This window comes from Pseudarthrobacter naphthalenicus (genome assembly GCF_029076445.1).
GTDB lineage: Bacteria > Actinomycetota > Actinomycetes > Actinomycetales > Micrococcaceae > Arthrobacter > Arthrobacter naphthalenicus.
In genome coordinates, this window is sequence record NZ_JARESG010000055.1 from 1 (window position 1) to 1,325 (window position 1,325).

The window sequence follows — 1,325 nt, forward strand, 5'->3', positions numbered from 1 at the left end:
TTGTGGTTTTGGATGGACTCGCGGCCTATCAGCTTGTTGGTGAGGTAATGGCTTACCAAGGCGACGACGGGTAGCCGGCCTGAGAGGGTGACCGGCCACACTGGGACTGAGACACGGCCCAGACTCCTACGGGAGGCAGCAGTGGGGAATATTGCACAATGGGCGAAAGCCTGATGCAGCGACGCCGCGTGAGGGATGACGGCCTTCGGGTTGTAAACCTCTTTCAGTAGGGAAGAAGCGAAAGTGACGGTACCTGCAGAAGAAGCGCCGGCTAACTACGTGCCAGCAGCCGCGGTAATACGTAGGGCGCAAGCGTTATCCGGAATTATTGGGCGTAAAGAGCTCGTAGGCGGTTTGTCGCGTCTGCCGTGAAAGTCCGGGGCTCAACTCCGGATCTGCGGTGGGTACGGGCAGACTAGAGTGATGTAGGGGAGACTGGAATTCCTGGTGTAGCGGTGAAATGCGCAGATATCAGGAGGAACACCGATGGCGAAGGCAGGTCTCTGGGCATTAACTGACGCTGAGGAGCGAAAGCATGGGGAGCGAACAGGATTAGATACCCTGGTAGTCCATGCCGTAAACGTTGGGCACTAGGTGTGGGGGACATTCCACGTTTTCCGCGCCGTAGCTAACGCATTAAGTGCCCCGCCTGGGGAGTACGGCCGCAAGGCTAAAACTCAAAGGAATTGACGGGGGCCCGCACAAGCGGCGGAGCATGCGGATTAATTCGATGCAACGCGAAGAACCTTACCAAGGCTTGACATGGACTGGAAATACCTGGAAACAGGTGCCCCGCTTGCGGTCGGTTCACAGGTGGTGCATGGTTGTCGTCAGCTCGTGTCGTGAGATGTTGGGTTAAGTCCCGCAACGAGCGCAACCCTCGTTCTATGTTGCCAGCGCGTGATGGCGGGGACTCATAGGAGACTGCCGGGGTCAACTCGGAGGAAGGTGGGGACGACGTCAAATCATCATGCCCCTTATGTCTTGGGCTTCACGCATGCTACAATGGCCGGTACAAAGGGTTGCGATACTGTGAGGTGGAGCTAATCCCAAAAAGCCGGTCTCAGTTCGGATTGGGGTCTGCAACTCGACCCCATGAAGTCGGAGTCGCTAGTAATCGCAGATCAGCAACGCTGCGGTGAATACGTTCCCGGGCCTTGTACACACCGCCCGTCAAGTCACGAAAGTTGGTAACACCCGAAGCCGGTGGCCTAACCCCCTTGTGGGGAGGGAGCTGTCGAAGGTGGGACTGGCGATTGGGACTAAGTCGTAACAAGGTAGCCGTACCGGAAGGTGCGGCTGGATCACCTCCTTTCTAAGGAGCG

At 57.4% G+C, this 1,325-nt stretch carries 1 rRNA gene; it reads left to right on the forward strand.

The annotated features are described in order from the left end of the window. Nucleotides 1-1,315, forward strand: a 16S ribosomal RNA gene (locus PY310_RS21185); the annotation flags it as partial. Nucleotides 1,316-1,325 lie beyond the last annotated feature (10 nt).